The sequence below is a fragment of the Halomonas sp. GFAJ-1 genome (genome assembly GCF_000236625.2).
In the GTDB taxonomy this organism is placed as follows: Bacteria; Pseudomonadota; Gammaproteobacteria; order Pseudomonadales; family Halomonadaceae; genus Vreelandella.
In genome coordinates this window covers 1-24,390 of the sequence record NZ_AHBC01000027.1, presented here as the reverse complement: position 1 = coordinate 24,390, position 24,390 = coordinate 1, and the positions used below count along the sequence as shown (strand labels likewise).

Annotated in this window: 26 protein-coding genes and 1 pseudogene; 5 read left to right on the top strand and 22 right to left on the bottom strand. The window is 52.6% G+C overall.

Annotated elements, in window-relative coordinates; genetic code table 11:
• Nucleotides 1–12: 12 nt before the first annotated feature.
• The 20 genes from mgtE to argC form a co-directional block, all read right to left on the bottom strand.
• Nucleotides 13–1,401, bottom strand: a complete 1,389-nt coding sequence (gene mgtE, locus MOY_RS07100) for a magnesium transporter (protein ID WP_009098116.1) — start codon at nucleotides 1,399–1,401, stop codon at nucleotides 13–15.
• Nucleotides 1,402–1,554: 153 nt separating this feature from the next.
• Nucleotides 1,555–1,983, bottom strand: a complete 429-nt coding sequence (locus tag MOY_RS07095; RefSeq protein ID WP_009098114.1) for a F0F1 ATP synthase subunit epsilon — start codon at nucleotides 1,981–1,983, stop codon at nucleotides 1,555–1,557.
• A 24-nt stretch (nucleotides 1,984–2,007) separates the two neighbouring features.
• Nucleotides 2,008–3,387 (bottom strand): F0F1 ATP synthase subunit beta, encoded by a 1,380-nt coding sequence (atpD, locus tag MOY_RS07090; RefSeq protein WP_009098112.1) that lies wholly within the window; start codon nucleotides 3,385–3,387, stop codon nucleotides 2,008–2,010.
• Between the two features lie 76 nt (nucleotides 3,388–3,463).
• Nucleotides 3,464–4,354 (bottom strand): F0F1 ATP synthase subunit gamma, encoded by an 891-nt coding sequence (gene atpG, locus MOY_RS07085; protein ID WP_009098110.1) that lies wholly within the window; start codon nucleotides 4,352–4,354, stop codon nucleotides 3,464–3,466.
• A 65-nt stretch (nucleotides 4,355–4,419) separates the two neighbouring features.
• Nucleotides 4,420–5,964 (bottom strand): F0F1 ATP synthase subunit alpha, encoded by a 1,545-nt coding sequence (gene atpA / locus MOY_RS07080; RefSeq protein WP_009098108.1) that lies wholly within the window; start codon nucleotides 5,962–5,964, stop codon nucleotides 4,420–4,422.
• A 16-nt stretch (nucleotides 5,965–5,980) separates the two neighbouring features.
• Nucleotides 5,981–6,517 carry a F0F1 ATP synthase subunit delta gene (locus MOY_RS07075; RefSeq protein ID WP_009098106.1) on the bottom strand — a complete coding sequence of 179 codons (537 nt, stop codon included), beginning with the start codon at nucleotides 6,515–6,517 and terminating at the stop codon, nucleotides 5,981–5,983.
• An 11-nt stretch (nucleotides 6,518–6,528) separates the two neighbouring features.
• The gene (locus tag MOY_RS07070) at nucleotides 6,529–6,999 is read right to left on the bottom strand and encodes a F0F1 ATP synthase subunit B (RefSeq protein WP_009098104.1); all 471 of its coding nucleotides are present in this window, start codon (nucleotides 6,997–6,999) and stop codon (nucleotides 6,529–6,531) included.
• Between the two features lie 76 nt (nucleotides 7,000–7,075).
• Nucleotides 7,076–7,303: a F0F1 ATP synthase subunit C gene (gene atpE / locus MOY_RS07065; RefSeq protein ID WP_009098102.1), complete on the bottom strand. Its 228-nt coding sequence runs from the start codon at nucleotides 7,301–7,303 to the stop codon at nucleotides 7,076–7,078.
• Nucleotides 7,304–7,368: 65 nt separating this feature from the next.
• Nucleotides 7,369–8,196 carry a F0F1 ATP synthase subunit A gene (gene atpB, locus MOY_RS07060; protein WP_009098098.1) on the bottom strand — a complete coding sequence of 276 codons (828 nt, stop codon included), beginning with the start codon at nucleotides 8,194–8,196 and terminating at the stop codon, nucleotides 7,369–7,371.
• 15 nt (nucleotides 8,197–8,211) lie between these two features.
• Nucleotides 8,212–8,616, bottom strand: coding sequence for an ATP synthase subunit I (locus MOY_RS07055; protein ID WP_009098096.1), 405 nt, complete (start codon nucleotides 8,614–8,616; stop codon nucleotides 8,212–8,214).
• Between the two features lie 203 nt (nucleotides 8,617–8,819).
• On the bottom strand, nucleotides 8,820–9,749 hold the full coding sequence (locus MOY_RS07050) for a ParB/RepB/Spo0J family partition protein (protein ID WP_009098094.1): 930 nt from the start codon (nucleotides 9,747–9,749) through the stop codon (nucleotides 8,820–8,822).
• Nucleotides 9,750–9,792: 43 nt separating this feature from the next.
• On the bottom strand, nucleotides 9,793–10,560 hold the full coding sequence (locus MOY_RS07045; protein ID WP_009098093.1) for a ParA family protein: 768 nt from the start codon (nucleotides 10,558–10,560) through the stop codon (nucleotides 9,793–9,795).
• Nucleotides 10,560–11,225 carry a 16S rRNA (guanine(527)-N(7))-methyltransferase RsmG gene (gene rsmG, locus MOY_RS07040; RefSeq protein WP_009098090.1) on the bottom strand — a complete coding sequence of 222 codons (666 nt, stop codon included), beginning with the start codon at nucleotides 11,223–11,225 and terminating at the stop codon, nucleotides 10,560–10,562. The genes MOY_RS07045 and rsmG overlap by 1 nt, the downstream gene beginning before the upstream one ends.
• A complete protein-coding gene (mnmG, locus tag MOY_RS07035; protein ID WP_009098086.1) occupies nucleotides 11,222–13,126 on the bottom strand; it encodes a tRNA uridine-5-carboxymethylaminomethyl(34) synthesis enzyme MnmG in 1,905 nt (634 codons plus the stop codon). Before mnmG ends, rsmG begins: the two co-directional genes overlap by 4 nt.
• 40 nt (nucleotides 13,127–13,166) lie before the next feature.
• The gene (locus MOY_RS07030) at nucleotides 13,167–13,484 is read right to left on the bottom strand and encodes a hypothetical protein (RefSeq protein ID WP_035540336.1); all 318 of its coding nucleotides are present in this window, start codon (nucleotides 13,482–13,484) and stop codon (nucleotides 13,167–13,169) included.
• Nucleotides 13,485–13,679: 195 nt separating this feature from the next.
• Nucleotides 13,680–14,438 carry an amino acid ABC transporter ATP-binding protein gene (locus MOY_RS07025; protein WP_009098085.1) on the bottom strand — a complete coding sequence of 253 codons (759 nt, stop codon included), beginning with the start codon at nucleotides 14,436–14,438 and terminating at the stop codon, nucleotides 13,680–13,682.
• Nucleotides 14,439–14,449: 11 nt separating this feature from the next.
• Complete coding sequence (locus MOY_RS07020) at nucleotides 14,450–15,121, bottom strand: amino acid ABC transporter permease (RefSeq protein WP_009098083.1); 672 nt, start codon at nucleotides 15,119–15,121, stop codon at nucleotides 14,450–14,452.
• 90 nt (nucleotides 15,122–15,211) lie between these two features.
• Complete coding sequence (locus MOY_RS07015) at nucleotides 15,212–15,985, bottom strand: transporter substrate-binding domain-containing protein (RefSeq protein WP_009098081.1); 774 nt, start codon at nucleotides 15,983–15,985, stop codon at nucleotides 15,212–15,214.
• A gap of 148 nt (nucleotides 15,986–16,133) precedes the next feature.
• The gene (gene erpA / locus MOY_RS07010) at nucleotides 16,134–16,487 is read right to left on the bottom strand and encodes an iron-sulfur cluster insertion protein ErpA (RefSeq protein ID WP_009098079.1); all 354 of its coding nucleotides are present in this window, start codon (nucleotides 16,485–16,487) and stop codon (nucleotides 16,134–16,136) included.
• Nucleotides 16,488–16,590: 103 nt separating this feature from the next.
• Nucleotides 16,591–17,625, bottom strand: a complete 1,035-nt coding sequence (gene argC / locus MOY_RS07005; RefSeq protein WP_009098076.1) for an N-acetyl-gamma-glutamyl-phosphate reductase — start codon at nucleotides 17,623–17,625, stop codon at nucleotides 16,591–16,593.
• Nucleotides 17,626–17,848: 223 nt separating this feature from the next.
• Here argC and MOY_RS07000 point away from each other — a divergent pair, with 223 nt between their 5' ends.
• The 5 genes from MOY_RS07000 (at nucleotide 17,849) to MOY_RS06980 (ending at nucleotide 22,727) form a co-directional block, all read left to right on the top strand.
• Nucleotides 17,849–19,654 carry a chloride channel protein gene (locus tag MOY_RS07000; RefSeq protein ID WP_009098074.1) on the top strand — a complete coding sequence of 602 codons (1,806 nt, stop codon included), beginning with the start codon at nucleotides 17,849–17,851 and terminating at the stop codon, nucleotides 19,652–19,654.
• Between the two features lie 50 nt (nucleotides 19,655–19,704).
• The gene (gene hemJ / locus MOY_RS06995) at nucleotides 19,705–20,136 is read left to right on the top strand and encodes a protoporphyrinogen oxidase HemJ (protein ID WP_009098072.1); all 432 of its coding nucleotides are present in this window, start codon (nucleotides 19,705–19,707) and stop codon (nucleotides 20,134–20,136) included.
• Entirely contained in the window at nucleotides 20,136–20,945 is an 810-nt protein-coding gene (gene thiD, locus MOY_RS06990; RefSeq protein WP_009098070.1) for a bifunctional hydroxymethylpyrimidine kinase/phosphomethylpyrimidine kinase, read from the top strand. Before hemJ ends, thiD begins: the two co-directional genes overlap by 1 nt.
• Nucleotides 20,946–20,981: 36 nt before the next feature.
• Nucleotides 20,982–22,262: a glutamate-1-semialdehyde 2,1-aminomutase gene (hemL, locus tag MOY_RS06985; protein WP_009098067.1), complete on the top strand. Its 1,281-nt coding sequence runs from the start codon at nucleotides 20,982–20,984 to the stop codon at nucleotides 22,260–22,262.
• Between the two features lie 195 nt (nucleotides 22,263–22,457).
• On the top strand, nucleotides 22,458–22,727 hold the full coding sequence (locus tag MOY_RS06980; protein WP_235803678.1) for a hypothetical protein: 270 nt from the start codon (nucleotides 22,458–22,460) through the stop codon (nucleotides 22,725–22,727).
• Between the two features lie 65 nt (nucleotides 22,728–22,792).
• Here MOY_RS06980 and MOY_RS06975 read toward each other — a convergent pair whose 3' ends face one another.
• Nucleotides 22,793–24,043 carry a curlin-associated protein gene (locus tag MOY_RS06975; protein WP_009098062.1) on the bottom strand — a complete coding sequence of 417 codons (1,251 nt, stop codon included), beginning with the start codon at nucleotides 24,041–24,043 and terminating at the stop codon, nucleotides 22,793–22,795.
• 60 nt (nucleotides 24,044–24,103) lie between these two features.
• Nucleotides 24,104–24,390, bottom strand: a pseudogene (locus MOY_RS06970) (hypothetical protein); the annotation flags it as partial.

Genomic DNA, 24,390 nt, shown 5'->3' with positions numbered 1-24,390 from the left:
TATAGCGGTTCGCTACATGCTTACATCAGCCAAAATGGCGGTGGCAATACTGAAGTAAATCAGTACGCCCGTGGCATCAATCAACGTAGTGACCAGCGGCGCTGATGCCGTCGCCGGGTCGACTTTAAAGCGCTCTAGCAAAAATGGCAGGCACATACCCATTATGCTGCCAAATATCACAATCGTGATCATACTAAGCGCAACGATCATACCTACTGCTTCACCACCGCGCATAACGCCTATCGGTGCTACTGCTAACGCCATTGTCAGGCCCAGTGACCCGGCTACCAGCAGCTCACGGCCAAGCATTTTGCTCCAATCTTTGACACCCACATCACCGGTTGCCATACCCCGCACCATCAGCGTTGCTGCCTGGGCACCCGCATTACCCCCACTACCAATCAGCAGCGGTAAGAAGAAGACCAGCGCCACTTGAGCAGCAATGGTGTCTTCAAAGTAAGCAATACCCGCGCCTGAAAACAGATTGGCAAACACCAGCAGTACTAGCCAGAAGACCCGTTTACGATAAAGGCTCCATAGCGGTACACGGCTAACGCCATCTTCCAGCTGGCCGATCGACATCCCCTTGTGGATATCTTCAGTGGCCTCTGATTCGGCGACATCCATCGCGTCATCGTGGGTGACAATCCCCACCATGCGACCGTCAGTGTCGACCACAGGTAAAGCGAGTAAGTCGTAGCGGGCGACAATACGCGCGACTTCTTCCTGCTCTTCATCAACGGGGGTGTGGATAACATCTTTAATCATGATGTCATCCACCAGCGCACCAGGGCGTGCCACCATTAGCTGACGCAATGACATCGTACCGATCAGTTGCCCTTCACTATCAAGCACATAAAGCTGATAAACCGTTTCCGCATCGGGGGCTGTTTGGCGCACCCGCATCATGGCTTGCGACACCGTCATGCCACTGGCTATTGCCACATAGTCAGAGGTCATGATGGCGCCTGCGGTGCCCTCTTCATAACTCGATAGACGCTTTAGGTCTTCCCGCTCTTGATGGGCCATACGGCGCAGCAGCGCCTCGCGGCGATCTTCATCAAGCAAGTTGAACAAGTCAGCCCGCTCATCAGAGCCCATCTCCCCAAGAAGCTTGAGCACCTGGGTATCCGACAGCTCACCGACGACTTCAAGCTGGCTTTCACCCGGTAAGTAACCCAGTACGTTGGCTGCTCGCTCGGTGGAGAGGATATCAAGTACTGACAGCGCTACCGGCAACTCCTCATCATCTTCGATGAGCTCTTCAAGCACTTCACCAATATCTGCCGAACGTATTTCCGAGAGCCGTTCGGAAAGCAGAGCTTTACTCGGCTCTTCTTTAACCAACTCGTCTAGAAGCTCATTTTTTAATTCCTGCAAGGTTTCATCATTCAATGACATCGCTATCTCCCTTTTTGCAGGCCCGTTTTAGCCGATAAAGTACTGCAGACAAGCTCAATGACTGCATACGCCGCTTATATTAACAGACAAAAAAAACGCCCCTTAAACCCTAACGGGTTCAAGGGGCGATTTATACACGCCAGAGGCGTGTTTTTAGCCTTTACCAGCCTTTTTACGCAGCTGCTGGATCGTTCGCAGCTGGGCAACGGCTTCGGCAAGTTCAGCAGCAGCACGGGTATAATCCAGCTCCGCTGACTTGTCGTTGAAGGCTTTCAGCGCCTGTTGACGCGCTTCTTCGGCTGCAGCCTCGTTGAGGTCACTGGCACGCGAAGCCGCATCGGCCAAAATCGTCACCACATCCGGTTGGACTTCCATGAAACCACCCGAGACAAAGAAGTTTTCTTCCTTGCCATCATCGTGGATCACGCGGATCGGACCCGGCTGAAGCTCAGTCAGCAGCGGTACGTGACCCGGCAAAATACCCAAGTCACCCATGACCCCAGAAGCCACAACCTGCTCTACCTTGCCCGAGAAGATAGACGCTTCAGCGCTGACGATATTGCAAGTGAAGCTATTCGCCATAGCGAATCCCCCTAATGGACGGGATTACTTCTTCATCTGGTTGGCTTTGTCGACAGCTTCGTCGATGGAGCCGACCATGTAGAAGGCCTGTTCCGGCAGATCGTCATACTCACCCGCGAGGATGCCCTGGAAGCCAGCAATAGTATCTTTCAGAGAAACATACTTACCGGGCGAACCAGTGAATACCTCGGCAACGAAGAACGGCTGCGACAGGAAGCGCTGGATTTTACGCGCACGAGATACGGCCAGCTTATCTTCATCAGACAGCTCGTCCATACCCAAAATCGCGATAATGTCCTTCAGCTCCTTGTAACGCTGCAAAACGTTCTGCACGCCACGTGCTGTGTTGTAGTGTTCTTCACCAACGACCAGCGGGTCCAACTGACGCGACGTCGAGTCCAGCGGATCGATAGCCGGATAGATACCTAGCTCAGCAATCGAACGTGCCAGTACAACGGTGGCGTCCAGGTGCGAGAAGGTGGTAGCCGGCGACGGGTCAGTCAAGTCATCCGCAGGGACGTAAACGGCTTGTACGGAAGTGATAGAACCGGTTTTGGTCGAGGTGATACGCTCTTGCAGAACGCCCATCTCTTCAGCCAGTGTCGGCTGGTAACCTACCGCAGACGGCATACGACCCAACAGTGCAGATACCTCGGTACCGGCCAGGGTGTAGCGGTAGATGTTATCAACGAACAGCAGAACGTCGCGGCCTTCATCACGGAATTTCTCAGCGATGGTCAAGCCAGTCAAGGCTACGCGCAAGCGGTTGCCGGGCGGCTCGTTCATCTGACCGTATACCAGCGCTACCTTGTCGATAACGTTGGATTCAGTCATCTCATGATAGAAGTCGTTACCCTCACGCGTACGCTCACCAACACCGGCAAATACTGAGTAGCCGCTGTGTTCGGTGGCGATGTTGCGGATAAGCTCCATCATGTTAACGGTTTTACCAACACCCGCACCGCCGAACAGACCGACTTTACCGCCTTTCGCGAAGGGGCAAACCAAGTCGATTACTTTGATACCGGTTTCCAGCAGCTCGTTAGAGGCTGCCTGGTCGGCATAGCTCGGTGCTTTACGGTGAATCGGCATGCGCTCTTGCTCACCGATGTCACCCGCTTCATCAATCGGCTCGCCGAGAACGTTCATGATACGGCCCAGCGTTTCCTTACCAACCGGTACGGAAATCGCGGCACCTGTGCTGGTCACGTCCAAGCCACGTTTCAAGCCCTCAGTAGAGCCCATGGCGATGGTGCGCACCACGCCGTCGCCCAGCTGCTGCTGGACTTCGAGGATGGTCTCAGCATTGGAGACCTTCAGCGCGTCGTAGACCTTGGGCACAGAGTCCCGCGGAAACTCTACGTCAATCACCGCGCCGATGATTTGTACGATACGTCCGCTCATCTTGGTTCCTCTCAAAAACCTGCAAATGAAACCTGTCTGCCGGGAGCCACCTAAGCATTGGCTAGCTCCCTAGGCGTTATACGGCAGAAGCGCCGCCGACGATCTCAGAAATTTCCTGGGTGATGGCGGCCTGACGGGCCTTGTTGTATACCATCTCCAGATCGTCGATCAGGTTGCCCGCGTTATCAGTGGCACTCTTCATAGCGATCATTCGGGCGGCCTGCTCGCACGCACCGTTTTCGACTACCGCCTGATACACCTGCGATTCGATGAATCGAACCAACAGGCTGTCTAGCAACGCCTTGGCATCCGGTTCATACAGGTAGTCCCAGCTTCCGGGACGGGCGTTTTCTTCGTCATGCTTCGCTTCAGCGCCCATATCGGGCGATAACGGAAGAATCTGACGTACAACGGGACGCTGTGTCATGGTATTAACGAATTCGTTATATACCACGTACAGACGGTCTAAACGCCCGTCGTCGTACGCTTCGAGCATGACCTTGATACTACCGATCAGACCCTCAACCGTCGGTGCTCCCCCTAACCCGCTTTTGGCGGCAACCAGATTGCCCCCGTAGTTACGGAAAAAGGCACCGGCTTTCGAGCCAAGGGCACAGAAATCCAGCTCAACACCCTCTTGTTTCCAGGCCATGGCATCTTTCAATACCGCCTTAAACAAGTTGACGTTTAAGCCGCCACATAGGCCGCGGTCGGTAGATACCACAATGTAACCGACACGGCTGACGGGGCGCTCCACCATATAACGGTGTTTGTCGTCCTGCTCAATATCAGCATCCGCAATGTGAGCAACCACGTTACGGATCTGATTAGCATAGGGCTGACTGGCCTTCATCAGATCTTGTGCTTTACGCATTTTCGATGCAGCCACCATTTCCATGGCGCTGGTAATCTTCTGCGTATTTTTAATGCTCCCGATCTGGGTGCGTATCTCTTTTGCAGCTGCCATAGCGATCTACCCTTCGTTCGTGGCTCTCAGAAAGCATGCTAGCCCGCCCGCAGGCGGGCCGGACATTACCAGCTCTGAGTCGCCTTGAACTTCTCGAGACCCGACTTCAAGCCGTCCTGAATCTCGCCATTGTAGTCGCCGGTCTGGTTGATCTTGTCGAGCAGGTCGCCGTGCTCAGACTTCATGTAGTCGTGCAGGGCACGCTCGAAGTCCAACACTTTATCGACGCTCACATCATCCAGGTGACCTTCGTTAGCGGCGTACAGAGACAGCGCCATTTGCGCCACAGACATCGGCGAGTACTGATTCTGCTTCATCAGCTCCGTAACACGCTGACCGTGCTCAAGCTGCTTGCGCGTTGCTTCATCAAGATCAGACGCAAACTGCGAGAACGCCGCCAGTTCACGGTACTGAGCCAATGCCAGACGCACACTACCGCCCAGTTTCTTGATGATTTTAGTCTGTGCAGCACCACCAACACGAGAAACCGAGAGACCTGCGTTAATCGCCGGACGAATACCGGAGTTAAACAGGTTAGTTTCCAGGAAGATCTGACCATCGGTGATCGAAATCACGTTGGTCGGAACGAATGCTGATACGTCGCCACCCTGGGTTTCAATGATCGGTAGCGCGGTTAAAGAACCGGTTTTACCTTTCACTTCACCGTTAGTGAACTTCTCTACGTAGTCAGCGTTAACGCGGGCAGCGCGCTCCAGCAGACGCGAGTGGAGATAGAAAACGTCACCAGGGTAGGCTTCACGGCCCGGCGGACGACGCAGCAGCAAGGACACCTGGCGATAAGCCACAGCCTGCTTGGATAGATCATCATAAACGATCAGTGCGTCTTCACCGCGGTCGCGGAAGTACTCACCCATGGTGCAGCCAGAATAAGCGGCCAGGAACTGCATGGGTGCCGGATCGGCAGCGCCAGCAGCGACAACGATGGTATGTTCCATCGCGCCATGCTCTTCAAGCTTGCGGACGACGTTAGCAATGGTCGACTGCTTTTGACCGATGGCTACGTAGACACAGGTAACGCCTTTGCCTTTCTGGTTGATGATCGCATCGATAGCAATAGCGGACTTACCAATCTGACGGTCACCGATGATCAGCTCACGCTGACCACGACCGATTGGTACCATGGCATCGATAGATTTCAAACCGGTTTGGATTGGCTCATCAACGGACTGACGGGTAATAACGCCGGGCGCTACTTTTTCTACCGCGTCGGTCATTTTCGCGTTGATGTCGCCTTTGCCATCGATGGGGTTACCCAACGCATCGACAACACGACCAATCAGCTCAGGGCCCACCGGCACTTCAAGAATACGACCGGTACACTGGGCGGTCATGCCTTCTTCAAGCTGCAGGTAGTCACCCAGGACAACGGCACCTACGGAGTCACGCTCCAGGTTAAGTACCATGCCGAAAATGCTGTTGGGGAATTCAATCATTTCACCAAACATCGCGTCTTCGAGGCCGTGAATTTTCACGATACCGTCGGAAACGCTGACGATGGTGCCCTGATTACGGGCTTCGGATGCGACGTCAAGCTTCTCAATTCGCTGCTTGATGATGTCGCTGATCTCGGAAGGATTCAGTTGCTGCATGCCATGTCCCTCAGACTCAAATGGTCAGCGCTTCGGAAAGGCGGTTCAATCGACCACGCACCGACCCGTCAATGACGGTGTCGCCGGCACGCAGGATGACACCGCCAATAAGCGACTTGTCCACCTGAGTAGTAATGGAGATTTCGCGATTCAGACGTTTCTTGAGCGCGGTTGCTAGCTTGGTCTTCTGCTTGCTGTCCAGCTTGTAAGCTGAAACCACAGTGACGTCGATACGCTTTTCATGCTCTGCGCGTAGGCGCTCAAACTGATCAGCAATAGCATCCAGCGTCGCTAAGCGGCGCTGATCAGCTAAGGTGGTCAGAAAGCGTTTGAACGCATCATCTGCGTTGTCGGTCAGCATTTCTGCCAACAGTTCCACTTTCTTTTCACTGCTGAGTTTAGGGCTACCTAACAGGCCAGCAACTTGACGATCTTTGACGATTGATCCCGCCATTGCCAGTGCCTGTGACCAAGCGTCAAGCGCCTGATGATCGCGCGCGTATTCAAACGCCGCGTTGGCGTAAGGACGAGCGACGGTAGATTGTTCCGCCATGGGTCACCTCCTTACAGTTCAGCGGCAAGCTTATCAAGCAAGTCGCGGTGCGCTTTCTCGTCAACAGAGGCTTCAAGAACACGCTCAGCGCCTACGATCGCAAGGTGGGAAACCTGTGCACGCAGTTCGTCTTTAGCGCGATTAATTTCTTGCTCAATTTCTGCCCGAGCGCCGGCTACCAAACGCTCGCCTTCCGCACGCGCTTGTTCGCGGGCTTCTTCGACCATTTGGGCAGAGCGCTTGTTGGCTTGCTCGAGAATTTGAGATGCCTGCTCTTTGCTTTCACGCAGCGTCTGTTCTGCACGCTCTTGAGCTAGCTCAAGATCACGGGTAGCACGGCTAGCTGCGTCCAAGCCATCAGCAATTTTCTTTTGACGCTCATGAAGCGCGTTGCTGATCGGAGGCCACACATATTTTATGCAAAACCAGACAAAGATCGCGAAGGCGATCGTTTGCCCGATAAGCGTCATGTTGATATTCACAGGGATGTACCTCTGACAAATTCGTGGCGACCGGAGTGAAACAAAACCGAGCGGATAGCCGCTCGGTTAAGCTGCATTAACCGGCAACAACGAAGATCAGGTACATCGCGATACCAACACCGATCATCGGAACGGCGTCAAGCAGACCCGCCATGATGAAGGTTTTGGTTTGTAGCTGGTCGCTTAACTCAGGCTGACGTGCTGTGTTGTCAAGCAGTTTGCCACCCAGCATGGCAAAGCCAAAGCCAGTAGTCAGGGCGCTAACACTGATGATGAAGGCGGCAGCAAGGTAGACGATTTCCATTTTAAAGCTCCTGATAGTGCGTTAGTTTCAAGGGTTAAGGGTATTGTGCAAAACGTTGCTCTGGTTCAGTGATGCTCGTGGGCGGCACTTAAATATACAACCGTCAGCGTTGTAAAAATAAAGGCCTGCAACGAAATCACCAAAATGTGGAAGATGGCCCAAGGCACATCCAACATCCAAATTGCCCAGAAGGGTAACAGGGCGATCAGGATGAAGATAACTTCACCAGCGAACATGGCGCCAAACAAACGGAAGCCAAGGCTGATTGGTTTTACCAACAACCCTACGATCTCAAGGATCAGGTTGAACGGTGCAAGCAGCCAAGTATTGAAAGGTGTCAGCGCTAGTTCTTTCGCAAAACCAGCAACCCCTTTCACTTTGCAGCTGTAGTAAATAATCATTAAGAACACACCGATTGCCATGCCTAACGTGGCATTGATATCAGTGGTCGGTACTATTTTCATATACTCGAAGCCAAGCTTGCCAAACATTTCAGGCAAGTAGTCCACCGGTAGCAGTTTTAAGCTGTTCATGAGCAAAATCCACATGAAAAGCGTCAACGCGATTGGCCCAATATTTTTATTGTGACCATGAAACGTGGAGCGTGTTAGGCCTTCGATGAACTCGACAACCATTTCCACTGCGTTCTGCAGACCGCTGGGGACGCCTGTCGTGGCTGCTTTACCCGCCTTATGAAATAGCCATAGGAACAGAGCACCCATGCCAATAGACCAACCCATCGTATCCAAATGGATAGCCCAAAATCCCATTTCAGTGGCTTCGGCAGAGGTGGACGCAAGCGACCAGCCATTTTCCGGATGCTTACCGAACGTGAGGTTCTGGAGGTGGTGCTGTATGTAATAGATGGCCGATATTTCGTTATCCGCTGCCATACTGCTTCCTCAAGTTTAAGGGGTTGACCGCTCACGTACGAGCCAAGGTGCTAGCCAGTACATGAGTTGGGCCACCACATAGGCGACAAAGAAAAAAGCTGGGTTTGAAGGGGGCACTGATACTAGCACAATCACGAATAGCGCCACCGTCAAACCAAACTTACCTGCAGCTGCCTGATAAAAATTCAGTACATTTTGTTTAGATTGCCGACCTGTGCGGCGTAGACCACGCCACACAAAATAGATGCCTGGCAATATGCTAACCACGCCACCCATCAAGGCTGATAGTGCTGCTTGGCTGCCTGATACGCCGCCAGCAAGTGCCATAATGAGGGCTGTTACTATTAACTGGGCTTGAAATAGCCTTTTAAAATCTAACGTGCGGCGTTTAGCAGTAGAGACATTTTGCACGTTGATCACTACCCCCTACTGCTTTTACCAGCGTTGAGCGTTATTGCCTGACGCCTATCGTCCCACATAACCTTTTAACAAACACCGGCGGATTATAGGGAAGCGCTATCACACCTTCAACCGAAGTTGCACGGATTTGACGCGTTTTAGCAACTACTTGCGACCAAAGGGTTAAAGAAATGGCTATATAACCCGCCTATTTTATAAGCCTGCTATTTAATGTGCGCCAAGATACCGTCTAATTCTTCGAGACTGGTATAGCGAATAGTGACTTTGCCTTTGCCTTTCTGCCCGTGATCTATCGAGACAGGCGCACCTAATAGCTCACCTAAATGAGTTTCTAATCTTGCAACGTCTGGCGTTTTAGCTGTACGTGACTGAGGCGGGATAGGCGCTTGGCTAGTTTGAACCTTTTTGACCAACGCTTCGGTCGCCCGCACAGTAAGGTCATTATTGACCACCTCATGGGCAACCTGACGTTGCTGTGCGCTGTTTAGCGATAGCAGCGCCCGTGCATGCCCCATATCGAGATCACCGCGCTCAAGCAACGTTTGTACTTCAGGATCCAGCGCTAATAAGCGCAATAAGTTAGAGACCTGAGTACGCGATTTACCCACCGCATCGGCTATTTGCTGTTGAGTCAGCTCAAATTCATCACCTAAGCGTTTTAGCGCTAGGGCTTCTTCGATGGCGTTAAGGTTCTCACGCTGAATGTTTTCAATCAGCGCCAGGGCAAGGGCAACTTCATCGGTGACATCGCGAATAACCGCCGGGATTACATCCAGTTCTGCCAGCTGAGCAGCACGCCAGCGCCGTTCACCGGCAATAATTTCGTAGCGCTCCTTCCCTACGGGACGCACCACAATGGGCTGCATAACCCCTTGGGCGCGAATAGAATCCGCGAGTTCTTCCAGTGCTTCGGGCTGGATATCCCGGCGAGGCTGATACTTGCCGCGGGAAAGCTGGCCTAAGGGCAGACGCTCTAGGCGTTCCGCTGACGCATCATGGGAGGCAGCTGGCAATAACGGAGCGCCTGCGCTATCTAGCGTAGCACCACCGGTTAAATCTAAACTGTCACGACGACGGGCGCCCGCACCAATCAGGGCATCCAGGCCACGTCCTAGCGCGCGTTTACGCGTCATTCGCTTCCCCTCGAACTTTTAGCAATACGTAACTGCGACATCGTTATAGCGACAGTCGACGAATCATCTCTTTCGCTAGCACCCGATATGCCTGGCTGCCGCGTGAAAAGCGCGCGTATTGAGTCACAGGAAGCCCGTGACTAGGCGCCTCAGCAACTTTTACATTGCGCGGAATAGTCGTTTTTAACAACGCATCACCGAAAAATTCCCGCAGCTGTTTGTCAACTTCCCGAGTTAAGCTGGTGCGCTTATCGTACATGGTGCGCAAAATGCCAGAAATCGCCAGCTCAGGGTTAACACTCTGTTTGATCTGCTCCACTGTATCAAGCAGTGCTGACAACCCTTCCAGCGCGTAAAACTCGCATTGAAGCGGGATGAGTACGCCATCCGCTGCTGTCAGTGCGTTAACGGTAAGCATATTAAGCGACGGCGGACAGTCGATGAGCACCACATCGTAGTCATCGGCCACCGCGTTAAGCGCTAGCGATAAACGGCTTTGGCGCTGGTCGATGTCCAGTAGCTCTACTTCGGCCGCGGTCAAATCGCCGTTGCCGGGCAACACATCAAACTTTACCGGCAGGTTACGCACGATAACTTCGTTCGCAGTTGCCTCCCCCAGCAGTACATCGAGAACGCTTTTATCCAGCTCATATTTGTCGATGCCGCTGCCCATACTGGCATGCCCTTGTGGGTCTAAATCAACCAGCAGTACACGGCGATCCAGCGCTGCCAAGCTGGCCGCTAGATTTACGGCTGAGGTGGATTTGCCCACGCCGCCTTTTTGGTTGGTCAGGGCAATGATCTGGCTCACTACTCAACTCCTTTTGGGGTCAGAATCAACAGCTGCCGCTCGGCCGTTTCAAAAGGTACGCTCAACAGATGACGCTCTTGGAGCACGATACCTGGAGGTAATTGTTTCAATTCTTCATCGGCGCCGGGGCCTTTCATGGCTAGCCACTGTCCGTCTGCCGCCGGTAATGCTTGGGTGAGCGTGACAAAATCCACCAAGCTAGCAAACGCGCGTGAAATGACTTGGTCAAACGCCTGGCCGTTAAACTGCTCAACGCGCACTTGGGTGGGTGTGACGTTGTTAAGGGCTAACTCCATCACCGCTTGGCGTTGAAAGCGTACTTTCTTACCGTTGCTATCAAGCAGCGTTACCTGCAGTTCAGGCTTGAGAATTGCTAACACTAATCCCGGCAGCCCTGGCCCAGCGCCTACATCAAGCAACCTTGGCCCATGCACATAAGGAGCCACAGCGGCGCTATCAAGCACGTGACGGGAGACCATCTCTTCCACATCACGCACTGCGGTGAGGTTATAAGCCTTGTTCCACTTATGCAACAAAGCCAACAGCGCCAGCAGCTGTTCGCGCTGCAAGGGGGTAGCGCCCACATTAAGCGCGGCCAAGCCTTCATCCAAACGGGGCGCAACGCCAGTGGGTAAGCTCTTTATCAGAGGCTGCAAAGGGTTCATCCGTTAACTACCTCAGAACTACTCACCAAACGACGCTTTTTCAAATGGACTAATAAAATCGATATCGCCGAGGGCGTTACGCCCGAGATGCGTGCTGCATGTGCCAGCGTTTCCGGTCGTGCTTCACTCAGCTTCTGGCGAATCTCGTTAGAGAGGCCCTCTACGCGGTCATAGTCTAGTCCAGCAGGTAGCGGCGTTGCTTCATGACGCTTTAGCTTATCGATCTCGTCCTGTTGACGCTCGATGTAACCCTGGTATTTCGCCTGAATTTGTACTTGCTCAGTAACGGCATCGTCTTCAACGCCAGCCTCTTCCAAACCAGGCAACGTTGAAATATCAGCGTAAGTAAGTTCAGGACGCTTGAGTAGATCGCTTAAGCAGTACTCACGTGGCAATGGCTTGCCGGTTTTTTCAGCAATTTTATCTGCTGCAGGGGTATTTGGCTGCACCCATACGGTGGCTAGCCGCGCTGTTTCACGCTCGATGGCTTCGCGTTTCTCGCTAAAGGCTGCCCAGCGGGTATCGTCTACCAGACCAAGTTCACGGCCTTTTTCGGTCAGGCGAAGATCGGCGTTGTCTTCGCGTAGCAGAAGACGGTATTCCGCCCGAGATGTGAACATGCGGTAGGGCTCTTTGGTGCCCATGGTGATTAAGTCATCTACCAGTACGCCCAGGTAGGCTTCATCACGGCGGGGGTACCACGCCTCAAGCTGTTTTGCGCGCCGTGCGGCGTTTAGGCCAGCCAGCAGCCCCTGGGCACCTGCTTCTTCATAGCCGGTAGTGCCGTTGATTTGCCCGGCAAAAAACAGGTTGTGGATAAATTTAGTTTCCAGCGAGTGTTTCAAATCCCGCGGATCGAAGAAATCGTACTCGATGGCATAGCCAGGACGCGTAATGTACGCGTTTTCTAAGCCTTTGATCGAGCGCACGACCTGTAGCTGCACATCAAAAGGCAGCGAGGTTGAAATGCCGTTGGGATAGAGTTCGTGGGTATCTAACCCTTCAGGTTCGATAAACACCTGATGGCTCGATTTATCGGCAAAGCGGTGCACTTTGTCCTCAATCGACGGGCAGTAGCGCGGACCAATCCCTTCAATCACGCCGGAGTACATCGGCGAACGATCTAAGTTACCCAGAATAATCTCGTGGGTACGCTCGTTGGTGTGCGCGATATGGCAGCTCACCTGCTGGGGATGCATTTCCCGGGAGCCGAGGTAAGACATCACCGGAGTAGGCGTATCGCCTGGCTGCTCTTCCAATTGGGAAAAATCAACCGTCTTGGCATCGATACGTGGCGGCGTCCCGGTTTTCAGCCGGTCAACGTGAAACGGCAACGCACGCAGCCGCTCTGCAAGCGCGTTCGAAGGTGGGTCACCCGCGCGGCCACCGCGGCTTTGATCTAACCCGATGTGGATAACACCACCCAGGAAGGTACCGGTTGAGAGCACGACAGATTCCGCGTGGAAGCGAATGCCTGTTTCGGTCACGACGCCGCGTACGGTGTGATTATCCACAATCAGATCACCTGCCGCCTGCTGAAAAATCGTCAGGTTGGGCTGGTTTTCCAGCATGCCGCGAATGGCTGATTTGTAGCGAATGCGGTCCGCTTGAGCGCGGGTTGCTCGTACTGCTGGTCCTTTGCGTGCGTTAAGCACACGAAACTGGATGCCGCCGAGGTCCGTGGCTAGCCCCATTGCACCACCAAGTGCATCGATTTCTTTCACCAGGTGGCTTTTGCCGATCCCACCAATCGCCGGGTTGCACGACATTTGGCCGAGCGTCTCGATGTTGTGGGTCAGCAATAGGGTTTGACAACCCATACGAGCAGAGGCCAATGCGGCTTCAGTTCCCGCATGGCCACCGCCGATGACAATCACGTCAAAGCGGTCGGGATAGTTCAAGAGACACCTCGTCTTGTGCCAGTTGGCACGGATGATGTGGTCAGTAAATCGATACTGACGAAATAAGCTCGCCAGTATAAACCTCCTGTGGGTAACCGTCAGGTTTTTCCACACCCCAAATAACTACTTCACCTATTATTAATAACAAAATAAAAATATATAAGAGAAGTTCTGTTAATGCTGTAATTACTGGTGTGGACAAAATCTGTGCATAACTAACTTTTTCCCAATAAAAACATTTATTTAAATTGTTGGTATTTAGGCGTTTAAACGGAGGAGTGCCTGCGTAGAAGCGGTGTTTGAGCTGTGGATGAAAAAGTGACTTACACACAGGGCCAGCTAATAAGAGGTTATCCACCTCGCCATACCGAGTTTGTTACCGCACCTGTGAACAAGGCATCAGCCGAACACTAGAAGTGCTGATAGGTGTCCATGGCAAGGGATGTAGAGCCGAAGAGTTACAAAACTAAAAAATAGTATCCACAGGCAAAAAAAATGGCCTGTCGCACTGACAGGCCATAAAACGGGCAGATATTAGTGGTTTTCGGTCCCCCTAATGCTTTAACACGCGTGCTAAAAATGATTGGGTACGCTCATGTTGTGGGGTATCGAAGAGTTGTTCAGGGGAACCTTGCTCGGTGATTTCTCCTTTGTGAATAAAAATAATCCGGTCAGCCACCTCTCGTGCAAAGCTCATTTCGTGGGTGACGATCACCATGGTCATGCCCTCTTTAGCTAGTTCACGCATGGCATCCAGTACTTCACCGATCATTTCAGGGTCAAGCGCTGAGGTTGGCTCATCGAACAGCATTAGCCGTGGTTCCATGGCCAACGCACGGGCTAGCGCAACGCGCTGTTGCTGGCCACCAGAGAGCTGGCTTGGGTACTTATCAGCTTGATCGGCAATGCCCACGCGCTCAAGCAGTCGTTGAGCCGTTTCTTGGGCGTCCTGGCGGCTCCAGCCGCGCACTTTCATCGGAGCAAGGGTGATATTGTCCCGCACGCTTAGGTGGGGAAACAGGTTAAATTGCTGAAACACCATGCCCACTTCGGTACGAATGGTTTGCAGCGCTTTGCCGCTTTTGCCGTGGGGTAGCAGTTCATTGCTATCCACCACTAGCGAGCCAGATTGAAACTCTTCTAGGCCGTTAATGCAGCGAATCAACGTCGATTTACCGGAGCCACTGGCACCAATCACGACGACCACCTCACCAGGAACAATCTCAAGATCAATATTATTGAGTACGTGCAGGCTGCCAAAATGCTTGTTGAGCTGCTGCATACGCACAATGGGCTGTGTTGCGTTATTCATTGCGCTTGTCCTTATTGTCCGACGAGGCCTCTGCGCTCTAATTGACGCAGCAAGATGGAGAGAGTCCAGGTAATGGCGAGGTACATTAGCGCCACCATGAAGTAGACCTCAAGGGCGGTAAACGTGGTCGCAATATAGATCTGGCCTTGGCGTACCAGCTCACCTACCCCGATAACGGAAAACAGCGATGTGTCCTTAATACTGATAATACCTTGGTTGCCCAAGGGCGGGATCATGCGGCGAAACGCTTGGGGCCAAATGACGTAGCGAAACGCTTGGGAGCGGGATAGCCCGAGCGAGAGCGATGCCTCGCTTTGGCCTCGTTCGATGGATTGAACCCCACCACGCACAATTTCAGAGATATATGCCCCTGAATTAATAGCAATGGCGGCAATACCGGCCACCAACGCGTTAATAGGGCTGCCCAGTAGCTGCGGCAAGCCATAAAAAATAAACAGCACCTGAACAAGAATAGGGGTCCCGCGAAATACTTCGACATAGAAAATGGCGGGCCAGCGTAACCAGCGATGGCGGCTGATGCGCAGTAGGCCGAATAAAATCCCGATAAAGAAGCCGATGGCGAGACCGCCAAACGAAATCATAAGCGTCCAGGGGATACCTGGCAGCAAGTGGGGAATTGAGCGAAACGCTGCCGCCCAATCAAACTGAAAAGTGACGTCCACGTGTCTTTCTCCTGAAAGGCAACCAAACAACGCAGGGCCGGGGGCGAGGCCGCCCGGCCCTGTATTAGTCATTCACTGTATAACGAAGGATTAATCGTCGCTGGGCGTTTCACCGAACCACTTTTCGTAGATTTCATCGTAGGTGCCATCTTCGCGCATGGCTGCCAGCGCTTCGTTAGCGGGTTCTACCCACTGGCTGCCTTTATGGAACACGATGCCGTACTGCTGGCCTTCATACAGCGGGCCGACCACTTTAGTGCGGCCTTCGCCCCGGGTTTGGGAGAAGTAGGCAACGTTAGGGGCATCGTAAAAGGCAGCGTCGACGTTACGGCCTAACAGCGCCATATACATATCGCTGTTACCGGGATAGGGGGTGATGTCGGCATCGTCACCCAGCTGCTCTTGAAGGAAGTCGTAGCTGGTGGAGCCGATACGGGTAGCAATGGTGAGGCCGGCGAGGTCTTCGATGGTTTCAACATCATCGTTATCCGCTCGGACAATGATTTGCAGACCTGAGTCGTAGTAGGGGTCGGAGAAATCGACGATCTCTGCGCGCTCTTCGGTAATCGTGACACCTGCAATGGCAATCTCTTGGCTACCGGTTTGCACGGCTGGAATAATTCCGGCGAATTCCATGGTAGTTAGGTTGACCTCAAAGCCTGCACGATCGGCGACTTCATTAATGATATCCATATCGAAACCGATCATTTCACCGGTTTCGGGATCCATCATTTCAAAAGGGACAAAGCTTGGGTCGGTGACCACGTTGACGGTGGGCGTCTCGGCCATGGCGGAGGTAGCCATGCTGGCAAGACCAAAGGTGACAGCAGTGGCAATGACCGACTTTTGAATAGTGAGTTTCATTAGTTTCCCCGTGTTTTATGTTGTTGTTAGCGATATTTAAAGAAGGTGTTTCTTTAAAAATCGGGTTAACAACCGTTATTGACCTTTTAACCTTGGCGAGAAACCGCCAAGGCGTCAAGTCACGGGGAGAGCTTGCTACCAACGTTGGTTAGACCATAAAAGAGGCGCCACAGCCGCAGGTGGTGGTGGCGTTGGGGTTTTGCACCCGGAAACGCGCGCCGGCAAGACCTTCTTCGTAATCGATGGTTGAGCCGACTAAATACTGATAGGAGAGTGGATCGACCACCAGAGTGGCAGTGCCAAACTCGATAAGCGTATCGTCTTCGGCGACGTTTTCAGCGAAATCAAAACCGTATTGAAACCCTGAACAGCCGCCGCCGGTCACGTAAACGCGTAGTTTCAGCGCTGGGTTGCTCTCTTCTTCAATTAACGCGTTGATACGACTGCGTGCGCTATCAGATAAAAGTAGAGGGGTTGGAACAAAAGCTTCTGCACCGCTCATGGGTACCTCCCGCGAGCTTTAAAGAACGAATAATCGGCATTAGAGAATTATTATGGGTAATTCCCAGCAAAAGGGTCAACTATTGCTGGGAATTAGTGAAGGCTTACGGCATTAAGGCGGGGGCTGTTAGGCCGGTATTCTCTTCAAAACCAAACATTAAGTTGAGATTTTGAATCGCCTGGCCCGAAGCGCCTTTGACCAGGTTATCAATTACCGAGAGCACCACGACGGTATTGCCGTTGCCCGGACGGTGGATAGCTAAACGGCAGGTATTGTTGCCTTTCACGCTGCGTGTTTCCGGGTGGCTACCTGCAGGCATTACATCCACAAACGGTTCGTTGGCATAACGCTGCTCAAACAGCGCCTGTAAATCGTCGGGTTCACTGGTGAGTGTGCTGTAGAGCGTCGCGTGAATACCGCGAATCATCGGTGTTAGGTGGGGGACAAAGGTGAGTCCTACCGGATGTTGCTGCATATCCCCCAAGCCTTGGCGAATTTCCGGTAAATGACGATGACCCGCCGCGCCATAGGCTTTCATGGATTCGCTGGCTTCAGCTAAAAGTGACGCCACTTTGGCCCCACGGCCAGCGCCGGTAACCCCTGATTTACAGTCGGCGATTAGCTGGCTTGGGTCGATTAGTCCAGCTTCTAAAAGCGGCAGGTAGCCAAGTTGAACAGCCGTTGGATAGCAGCCAGGTACGGCAATTAAGCGGGCATTTTTAATCGCTTCACGATGCATTTCTGGCAGGCCGTAGACGGCTTCTTTTAGAAGCTCTGGTGCGCCGTGGGGCTGGTCGTACCATTGGCTCCACTCCGCTGCATCGCGCAGGCGAAAATCCGCCGATAGGTCGATGACCCGCGTACCGTTATCGAGCAGTTCCCCGGCAAGGGCGTGGGCCACGCCGTGGGGTGTGGCAAAAAACACGGCATCCATCGCCCCTAGTGCGTTGGCATCGGGTTCGCTAAACGCCAGCGTATCGTAGTGGCCGCGCAGGTTGGGGTACATATCGCACACCTTAACGCCCGCTTCCGATCGTGAGGTAATCGCTTCTACGCTAACGTGGGGGTGCTGGGCGAGAAGCCTTAAGAGCTCTACACCGGTGTAACCCGTACCGCCGACAATACCAACCTTAATCACAAACCACTCCTTGCGCGTTGAGCACGTTATGTCTTAACAATAAAGCGCTAGTCATAAACAGCCTTATTAAATGGAAACAGGCTGTCGAAGCGTATCAAGCTATGATACACAAGAGGCGTCCCCCATAAGAGCGCTCAATGGTACGAACCCTAATAACCACTGTGTTAGCTAACTCGGGTACCCTGATAGAACCCTTCGTAACCTAAGCGCAAGGATGGTCGCTGTGGCACGCTTTTCCCGATCAGATTTCACCTTAGAGAGTTTTCGTCGCCAATTAGCGAACGTGGATGCCCTACCGCAGCTATGCGTGCTGGGGCTGATGTCAGGAGTGATTACTGGCGCGTTGATGGTAGCCTTTCGCTTACTGCTCGAGGCGGGCGCGGCGCTCTATATGCCTGAGGGTGACCCGGAAGCCTTTGAAGGTTTGGCACCATGGCTGCGGGCGCTACTGCCAATAGTAGCGGTAAGCCTCGTGGGCACGCTGCTATATCGTCAAAAAGCCACGGCACGTAAGTTGGGGGTAGGGCATGTCATTGAGCGCCTTACCTATCACCAAGGGCGTTTTCCCCTGCGCAACTGGTTAAACCAGTGGTGGGTGGGGGCAGTGTCTGTTTTAGGTGGGCTTTCTGCTGGGCGTGAAGGGCCTGCTATCCACTTGGGCGCTGCTGCATCCAGCGGCTTAGGTCTTAAGCTTCGCTTGCCTAACAATAGCCTGCGCGTATTAGTTGCCTGCGGTACCGCCGCGGGCATTTCAGCCTCGTTTAACACGCCGATTGCTGGGGTGATCTTCGCCATGGAGGTGGTGATGATGGAGTACACCCTGATGAGCTTTATGCCGGTTATTCTGGCATCGACCATGGGCGCGCTGGTGGCCCAAATGGCTTATGGCAACGAACCCGCATTTCGTATCCCCGAAGTGGCGTTGGGTTCATTGATGAACCTGCCTTGGGTGGTGGTGATAGGGTTGGTGATTGGCCTGTTGGCGGGGCTGTTCATTCACATATCTCGCAGCCAACAGCTGCAGGCGTGGCCACTATGGCTGCGCTTAGCGCTGGTGGGTGTTGCAACCGGCGCCGTGGCCTGGTGGTTTCCCGAAGTGCAGGGCATTGGTTACGACAGCGTTGCCGCGGCACTTAATAATCAGCTTGAACTCAATGTGCTGTTTGCCCTGATGATTGCCAAACTGCTGATTACCGCGATTACCGTCGCGGGGGGAGTACCCATTGGCATTATTGGCCCGGTACTAGTGATAGGCGCTGCCACTGGCGCGTTAGGGGGGATGTTAGGCGGTTGGCTATGGCCAGATAAAGCCGCAGACCCTGGGGTGTATGCCATGCTGGGGATGGCAGCGATGATGGGGGCGGTGCTTCAAGCGCCGCTGGCAGCGTTGATGGCGCTGCTTGAGCTAACCCACTCGCCGAACATTATGCTGCCGGGCATGTTAGTGGTCGTAGTGGCCTGCTTAACGTCACGCCAGCTAATAGGCTGTGAGGGCTTTTTTATTAGCTCGGTACGTTACGGTTTGCACCCCCTTCAGCAGCCGTTGATGCAGGCGCTTTCGCGGGTTTCTGTGCCCGCGGTGATGGAGCGGCAGCTGGTGCGTACTGAGCGCATGATAACGCCAGCCCATGCCCGTCGTTTGTTAGAAACTAGCCCCGTTTGGCTGGTGATTGAGCGCTCAAGCAGTGAAAAACCGGTGCTGGCGTTAAAGGCTGCGGAACTTGCCCGCTGGTTGCTGGAGCACGATAAAGCGCTTGAGGGAGAAACCCCACGAGAAGATGAATTGATCGACTTGCTTGAAGTTCCTGGGCAGCGTCTAGAGATGTCGCCTATCGCTTTGCAGGCAACGCTTTCGGAAGCGTTTTTAACATTGCAGGCGGATACCCTGGATGCGCTCTACGTGGTACACGGCAATCGACCAAAGCATCAGCGTATTTCAGGTATCATTACCCGTGATGCCATCGAGCGTTACTATCACTACGTTGACCCACTCAGTGTTGAAAATCACAGCACTGAAAAAAAGCACTGAATCCCATGCTGCTATTTTCCAGCAATGACCCCACCGCCTAAGGAGAGACCATGTATTTATGGATAAAAGCCATTCATTTAATGGCTGTTATCACTTGGTTTGCCGCGCTATTTTATTTACCGCGCCTATACGTTTACCACGCCATGGCCCGGGACAAAGGCGATGAACAGGCCATAGGCTATTTCAAAACCATGGAGCGTAAGCTGTATCGGGGCATTATGACGCCCTCAATGATTGTGGTACTGATCTTTGGCGGTTGGCTGCTCTATTTGGTGCCCGCGTGGTTTAGCCAAGGCTGGATGCACGCCAAGTTAGCGCTGGTCGCGCTGCTGATCGCTTATCACCATATATGTCTCATTTATTTAAAACAATTTGAACAAGCCCGCTGCACCAAAAGCCACGTGTTTTTCCGCTGGTTTAACGAAGCGCCCGTCATTGCGTTAATCGCAATTATTATTCTTGCGGTGGTGAAGCCCTTTTGATGCGCCAACCTCTTCCTCCCGTGGTATTAGTGCTTGCAGGCCACGACCCAACCGGCGGTGCTGGGCTAGTGGCCGATAGTGAAGCGATTAGGGCCTGTGGCGGTTGGGCGGTGACAATCCCTACCGCGCTAACCGTGCAAAATTGTCACGATGTGATGCGAATTTTACCCGCCGATCCCGGCGCCATGCGCCAAATGGCCGAGGCGTTAGGTGATATGCAGATTGCCGCGATTAAACTTGGCCTACTAGCCGATGAGCCAACGCTGCGTGCGGCAGAGCAAATTATTCGCCGGTTTCCAGGCGTACCGGTGGTGGCTGACCCGGTGCTTAAAGCAGGGGGGGGAACTGAGTTATCCACACCTGCTTTGCAGAAACTGTATGTGGACCGTTTATTACCCCTTGTGGATATTTTAACCCCCAACCGTTTTGAGCTTGCTGCGCTGACACCTGAGGTCACCGCGCCTTTTGACGATACGGCGCGTGCTGTGGTCTTACTATCAAAGGGTTGCCAAGCGATTTTAGTGACGGCAACCGACGACCCTCTGCCGGGCAACACGCAGCAAGTGATACATACCCTCCACTCACCAGATACCACCCGCCAGTGGCAATGGCCTCGCTTACCAGAAATCTTTCACGGCTCTGGCTGCACGCTCGCATCAGCAATTGCTGCACGATTAGCCGTGGGTGAGCGCTTACCATCGGCTTGTGAACAGGCGCAGCACTTTACCTGGGAAAGCCTGTCTCAAGGCTATCAGCCACCCAGTGGTCAGTGCTTGCCCAATCGCTTGCCATACCCTGTACGTTTTTGATCTCATTGGCGGTAAACCATTTATATTGAGGATGCCATGACCACATCTGCTGAACTGTTTGACCTCGCGAGTCGCCATATCCCGGGTGGCGTTAACTCGCCTGTCCGTGCGTTTAAAGGCTTACATCGCCCACCAGTATTTATGGAGCGTGCTCAAGGCGCTTATCTGTTTGATGTGGAGGGTAACCGCTACGTAGATTATGTTGGCTCCTGGGGGCCGATGATTACTGGTCATGCTGACCAAGACGTACTGGCAGCAGTGCGCGCGCGACTGGATAACGGCCTCTCCTTCGGTACGCCAACGGCGGTTGAAACCACCATGGCGGATCTTCTCTGCGAGATGATCCCCACCATGGAGATGGTGCGCATGACCAGCTCGGGCACTGAGGCGACGATGTCGGCCATTCGCCTAGCACGAGGTACGACAGGACGGGACAAGATTGTTAAATTTGAAGGTAATTACCACGGCCACTCGGACTCACTGCTTGTTAAGGCGGGTTCCGGCGCGTTAACTCACGGCGAACCCAGCTCGCCCGGTGTGCCCGCTTCACTTGCTGAACACACCATTACCCTCTCGTTTAACGACCCTGAAGGGGTTGAGGCGTGTTTTGCAGAAATCGGTGAGCAGATTGCCTGTATTATCGTGGAGCCGGTTGCGGGCAATATGAACTGTATTCCCCCCCAGCCTGGTTTCTTGGAAACGTTGCGCCGGGTGTGTAATGAATCCGGCAGCATCTTGATTTTTGATGAAGTCATGACTGGCTTCCGGGTCGCGTTAGGTGGTGCTCAAGCACATTACGGTGTCACGCCCGACCTCACCTGCTTAGGTAAAATTGTTGGCGGTGGCATGCCCGTCGGGGCGTTTGGCGGTAAACGCGAAATTATGCAAAATATCTCGCCGCTGGGACCGGTTTATCAGGCGGGTACGCTTTCCGGTAATCCGCTGGCCATGGCCGCAGGGGTTACTCTGTTAACCAAGCTCCAGATGCCAGGCTTCCATGATGCGCTGACTCAACGGGTGCAAACGCTTTGTACTGGTTTGCAAGAGCGTGCTAACGCAGCGCGTGTTCCGATGATGACCCAATCCGCAGGCGGCATGTTTGGCGTTTTCTTTACGTCGCAATCCCGTGTGGATAACTTTGCTCAGGCCACCGCTTGCAACCCTGACGCTTTCCGTCGCTTCTTTGGCGCCATGCTCGACCACGGTGTGTATCTTGCTCCTTCCGCTTATGAAGCTGGCTTTATGTCTAGCGCTCATACACCGGAAGATATTCAGCTCACCTTGGATGCCGCAGAAAAAGCCTTCTCTGTTATGTAACGCAAAGTAACGGAGGTCTGCTTCTACTGCTACACTGCAAGAGCCGCTCATTGTGAGCGGCTCTTGTGGTTAATGAGGTAGGCAAGCATGAAAGGGCAAACGGCTTGGCATGGTAAATTGTTTAATTACGCACTTTTAACCGCTGTAACTACCCTGGGTGTACCCTTAAGCGCAACTGCTGCACAGGAGCAAGCTATGACAAAGATTCACATTACAATGAGTGGCTCGCCAGGCGCTGAATTTTCCGCCGAGTGGCGTATCACTCATAACGATGAAACCATTGAACACCCCGAAACACGCGGCACAGTTCCTGCTGAATTTACCTTTGAAGGCTCCACCTTAGTAGGCACGGTAAAACTGCTAAGTGATGACGAGCGTTTAGAAGTAGATATCGTTAAAGGTAGTAACCGCTCGCGCTCCTCTACCCAAGGGAAAGGCGGCACCTTAACGGTAATGGTACGTTAACGATTAAATAAAAACACAAAAAACCGCCCCGATAGGGCGGTTTGAGAGCATTGGTTAACCAAGGATTAGTACTGGATGGTAGAAGCCCGGTTGCCACTTCCCATTTGATTAACAGTAGCAGAGGCATTGGCTGCGCTATCTTGGGTTATAGTGGAAATGTTATTCCAACCAGAACCTACGTGCTGTTGAGTAACGGAAGCAAAATGACTGGCGCTGCCGGTTTGTAAAATATGCGATTCATTGATAGTGTTATAGACGCCATTGCCAGATTGTATAACGTTGGCTTCATGGCCGTCACCAAACTGTAGGATGTTTGATGCGTCAAATCCTCCTGATTGAGAAACATCAGCAACGTTATTATCGCCCCGTTGGTAAATAGTAGAAAGTGCATCATTACCACTTTGTGTGACTGTTACTTCGTTACCACCGCCGACTTGGTCTGCGTAAGAGTCGTTATCGCTGCCTGATTGCGTGATAACTGCTGAGTTGCCTGCGCCTGCATTACGACTATCTTGGAAGACGTAAGACTCATTGTCATTGCCAGTTTGCATTAAATATGCATCGTTATCGTTACCACGTTGACGCATCATGTTTAGACCATCATTTCCGTGCTGCTGTGCGTCAGCATAGTTATCTTGGCGGCCTTGTTTAATGAAGCTTTCGTTAGCTGCACCACTTTGCTCTGACCATGCAACGTTACCAGAGGCTCCGCCCGTTAAAATCCCTTGCTCAATAATCGATTTATGATCAGCACCTGTTTGTGAAATTTGAGCACGGTTTTGATTTGCTCCCAACTGAGTTACACGTGCTTGGTTAGCATTGCCGTCTTGGAATACGTTAGCTGTTGCATCATAGCTTAAGTCTTGCTCAACAGAGGAGACGTTGTCGTTACCTTGTTGATCAACATAAGCGCTTAATGCATCACCCGTACCGGTTTTATTTTGCGTTACTGTTGATTGGTTGTCAGTGCCACCGCCCTGCAATACACTTGCAACGTTGCCAGTTGTACTTGATAAAGTTGTTGTCTGATTAATGGTTGACTCATTACCATTAGCTGTACTTCCGGTCATAGCATCTAGATCACCCTGAAAACCACTGAACTCACCGTTACGAGGTATAGGGAAACCTGACGTTGTCCATGCATCATTATCGATGGGGGTGTTCAAGTTATCTAGCCCCCACCCTCCCCCTTGAGCTGGTGATGTAACACTATTGTATTGTAAGTTATTTTGTTCTTGTACCGTTTGTTGAGCAAAAGCAGCACCACTTAAAGCAAGGCTAACAGCAGCGGCGAGTGCGGTCATTTGAAGTTTCATGGTCTTTCCCCTTTTTTCGATCGTCTTGCTTTGGTTGTTTACTGAGAGACTTTTGTCAACTCAGTAGGTATCGATAGCGACTGGCCGTGCCTGCCCCGAGAAGTTCTGTTGTTCGACGCTGATGCTACGTAAGCCGCTGCCCGATTGTGAAAGCGTAATATCACTGCTAAAACCGATTTGGTGAATATTGGCATCTAATGAAAAGCTATTGCCAAGTTGTTTAATGTTAGCAACATGGTTGTTGCCTACTTGCAATATAATGCCGATATTGCTGCCATTCTCTTGTTGAATACTGGCTTGGTTTTGATTTCCCCGTTGATAAATATGAGCAAAGTTACCTAGCTGGT